The following is a 3,083-nucleotide window of genomic DNA, read 5'->3' on the forward strand; positions in this document are numbered from 1 at the left end:
GCTGCGCCGCGCCCACGCGCACAACGACTACGAGCACCCCCGCCCGCTGCTCGACGCCCTGGACCACGGCTTCACCAGCGTCGAGGCCGACATCTGGCTGGTGGACGGCCAGTTGCTGGTGGCCCACGACGCGGTCGACCTGGACCCGGCCCGCACCCTGGAGTCGCTCTACCTCGACCCGCTGCTGGCCCGGGTGCGCGCCAACCGCGGCTCGGTCTTCGCCGGGCACCGGGTCTCGCTCCAGCTCCTGATCGACATCAAGACCGCCGGCGACCCCACCTACCGCGAGCTGTCCCGCCGGCTCCGCCCCTACCGCTCGATACTCGGCTCGGCGACGGGCGGCCGGGTGCGCACCGGCGCCGTGACCGCCGTGATCTCCGGCGACCGCGCCGCCCGGGTGCCGATGACCGAGGAGCGGGTGCGGCACACCTTCTACGACGGCCGCCTCGACGACCTGGGCACCGACGCGCCCGCCTCGTTCGTCCCCCTGATCAGTTCCAACTGGACCAGCAGCTTCTCCTGGCTCGGCGAGGGCCCGTTCCCCGCCGCCGAACGGCGCCTGCTCCGCGACATCGTGAGCCGCGCCCACGCCGCCCGGCAGCGGGTGCGCTTCTGGGCCACCCCCGACGTCCCGGGCCCGGCCCGGGACGCGATCTGGCGGGAACTCGTGGCGGCCGACGTCGACCACCTCAACACCGACGACCTCGCCGGCCTGGAATCCTTCCTCCGCTCGCGCTGACCCCCGCTCGCGCTGGCCCCCCGCCCCCGCGCGCTCAGGCGCGGACCGGGAGGTCCTCGATCCAGGAGTAGCGGGTGCCGCCCCCCTGGGTGGTCACCAACTCGTAGAGCCCGGCGGAGGTCGCCTCCGCGCCCTCCTGCCGGGCGGCAAGCATCAGGGGCAAGGGTGCCTGACCGGTGATCACGAGATCGACGGTGCGCCCGTGCCGAGGACCGCCCTCGAACCGGACGCGGATGACATGGGGCTTGGCCATACGACCAAAGTAGCCGGGGACCCGTAAGAGGCCCGTCAAGCACACTCCGCGAACCCGCCACTCCCACCCCGTATTCGGGCTGGAGCACAGGCATTCCCCACTCGTTCGGGTGAAGAGCGGTGGAAGGTTGCCCCGGCGCTCGGGGGCTTTCCGGTCGCCCGGGGTGAGCCGTTCACTGCTCGCCCGGCCGGCGGGCCGGCGCCGGCGGCGCGGCGCCGGCCGCGCCGCCCCCGGCCGCGAAGCGTTCGGGGCGGAACCCGGCCAGCAGCGGTGAGCGGACGTCGTCCAGGAGTTCGGCGGCCATCAGTTCGCCCAGCAGGGGGGCAAGGGTGACGCCGCTGTGGTGGCCACCACGGTGAGCCAGGGGTGGTCGGGAAGGCGGCCGGCGATGGTCAGGCCGTCACCCGGCAGCACCCGCCGGGTCAGGCGCCCGCGCCGGGTCGGCCTCCGCCTCCAGGTCCAGGGCCTGGAGCATGAGTCGACCTCCGCCCGCCGGGCGGAGGTCGAGGGTGTCGGTGGTGATCACCCCGGCGAGACGGCGTCAGCGCGCGGCACCCGGCCGGAGGCGAGGCGCACCAGGGTCGGTCCGAGGGCGACGACCCGGTCGCCCGTGACGAGTTCGACGCCGGGCGCCGGGGCCTGGTCGACGACGGTGCCCCGGCGGCCGCGCCGGCCGAGGGACGCGGCGACCGCCGCGCCCACGACGCCGGCGCCGACGACGACGCAGCCGTTGACGGCCGGCATCGCGGGCACCGTCGGCCTGATCCTGATCGGCCTCTGGGTGCGGATCGCCCGCGTTCCCTAAGGCGTGCTGGCGCCGATCGTGGTCGCCTCATGCCTGATCGGGGCGTACACCGACCGGTCGAGCGTCTTCGACGTCTGGACCTGCCTGGTCGGTCTTCGGCCTCGTCGGCTGGGGGATGGCGACCCGGGGGCTGCCGATCGCGCCGCTGGTGATGGGCTTCGTCCTCGGGCCACGCCTCGAACTGGCCCTCCAGCAGACCGTGCTGCTCGGGGTCGTGCCGCGGCGCCGCGAGGTGCCGATGGTGGGGGGCGAGGGCCGAGCCCTCGCCCTCCACCCCGCCGAGCCCTACCGGGCCCTACCGGGTCCCACCGGGTGCCATCAGGTCCTCACACGGTTCCGGGCGGCTCGCCGGTCGTGGTCGAGGTGTCGATGAGCGCGAACGTGGCGCCCTGCGGGTCGGCGACGGCGGCGAAGCGGCCGTAGGGGCTGTCCATCGGGCCCCGGATCAGCCGGCCGTCGAGGCGCTGCAGGTTCGCCACCGCCTCGTCGCAGTCCGCCACCGAGAAGTACGTCTCGGTGTGCGGGCCGAGCTCGGCCGGGGCGTCCTTCGGGATCAGGTAGCGGCCGGCCCGGGGCTGGCCGTGGATCATCCAGACCGCGTAGTCCATCTCCGGCGAGCCCTCCATCAGCTTCGCGTCGAGCGGGAAGACGGAGGTGAAGAACTCGTCGGTCCTGGCCGCGTCCCTGGTGTGGACCTCGGCCCAGCAGAAGGAGTTCGGCTCGTCGTGCTTGCCGAACCCGTGGTGGGTGCCCTCCTGCCACACGCCGAACAGCACGCCGGCCGGATCGCGGGCGATCAGCAGGCTGCCGAACGGGTCGACCTCCATCGGCCCCATCAGCGTCTCGCCGCCGTGCCGCGCGACCCGGTCGGCCGTGGCGGAGACGTCGGGCGACTCGAAGTAGACGGTCCAGGCCGGCGGCACGTCGTTCTGCCCCGGCATCTGCGGCGCCAGCGCGCCGACGGCCTTGTCGTCCGAGTAGGCCTGCGTGTACCCGCCGTGTTCCTGCGTGCCGGTCTCGAACGTCCAGCCGAACAGCTCGCCGTAGAAGCGCTTGCCGGCCTCCAGGTCGGGCAGGGTCACGTCGGCCCAGCAGGGCGCGCCCTCGGGGTAGGCAGTCATGTCCCTCTTTTCCCCTCTCCCCCAGATCTCTCTCCAGTCACTCGGGCCCCTTCCTCCACGCTAACCAGCGGGAGGACAATCGGCACGGCGAGCCGTCGGCACGCCCACGACCAGCGAGAACAGGAGCGAGAATCCTCCTCATGGCGATGGCGACCCCCCTGGCCC

The 3,083-nt window shown here is 73.8% G+C and carries 6 protein-coding genes; 1 reads left to right on the plus strand and 5 read right to left on the minus strand.

Annotated features, from left to right (window positions below):
• Positions 1–739: phosphatidylinositol-specific phospholipase C/glycerophosphodiester phosphodiesterase family protein (locus E1283_RS34370; protein ID WP_132822088.1), on the plus strand; the 739-nt coding region annotated here is incomplete at its 5' end.
• Between the two features lie 34 nt (positions 740–773).
• Here E1283_RS34370 and E1283_RS34375 read toward each other — a convergent pair.
• The 5 genes from E1283_RS34375 to E1283_RS34385 form a co-directional block, all read right to left on the minus strand.
• Positions 774–992 (minus strand): hypothetical protein, encoded by a 219-nt coding sequence (locus tag E1283_RS34375; RefSeq protein WP_132822089.1) that lies wholly within the window; start codon positions 990–992, stop codon positions 774–776.
• A 172-nt stretch (positions 993–1,164) separates the two neighbouring features.
• The gene (locus tag E1283_RS39605) at positions 1,165–1,296 is read right to left on the minus strand and encodes a hypothetical protein (protein WP_279571317.1); all 132 of its coding nucleotides are present in this window, start codon (positions 1,294–1,296) and stop codon (positions 1,165–1,167) included.
• A gap of 96 nt (positions 1,297–1,392) precedes the next feature.
• The gene (locus E1283_RS39610; RefSeq protein WP_279571318.1) at positions 1,393–1,518 is read right to left on the minus strand and encodes a hypothetical protein; all 126 of its coding nucleotides are present in this window, start codon (positions 1,516–1,518) and stop codon (positions 1,393–1,395) included.
• Positions 1,515–1,736 carry an NAD(P)-binding protein gene (locus E1283_RS34380; RefSeq protein WP_132822091.1) on the minus strand — a complete coding sequence of 74 codons (222 nt, stop codon included), beginning with the start codon at positions 1,734–1,736 and terminating at the stop codon, positions 1,515–1,517. Before E1283_RS34380 ends, E1283_RS39610 begins: the two co-directional genes overlap by 4 nt.
• A gap of 387 nt (positions 1,737–2,123) precedes the next feature.
• Positions 2,124–2,918: a VOC family protein gene (locus E1283_RS34385; protein ID WP_132822090.1), complete on the minus strand. Its 795-nt coding sequence runs from the start codon at positions 2,916–2,918 to the stop codon at positions 2,124–2,126.
• Positions 2,919–3,083: the final 165 nt, after the last annotated feature.

This window comes from Streptomyces hainanensis (assembly GCF_004348415.1).
GTDB classification, from domain to species: domain Bacteria; phylum Actinomycetota; class Actinomycetes; order Streptomycetales; family Streptomycetaceae; genus Streptomyces; species Streptomyces hainanensis.

What these genes read in the sequence shown, in the direction of transcription:
- E1283_RS34380 (WP_132822091.1), bottom strand. Translation starts at nt 1,736, where the DNA reads ATGCCGGCCGTCAACGGCTGCGTCGTCGTCGGCGCCGGCGTCGTGGGC.
- E1283_RS34385 (WP_132822090.1), bottom strand. Translation starts at nt 2,918, where the DNA reads ATGACTGCCTACCCCGAGGGCGCGCCCTGCTGGGCCGACGTGACCCTG.
- E1283_RS34375 (WP_132822089.1), bottom strand. Translation starts at nt 992, where the DNA reads ATGGCCAAGCCCCATGTCATCCGCGTCCGGTTCGAGGGCGGTCCTCGG.
- E1283_RS39605 (WP_279571317.1), bottom strand. Translation starts at nt 1,296, where the DNA reads ATGGCCGCCGAACTCCTGGACGACGTCCGCTCACCGCTGCTGGCCGGG.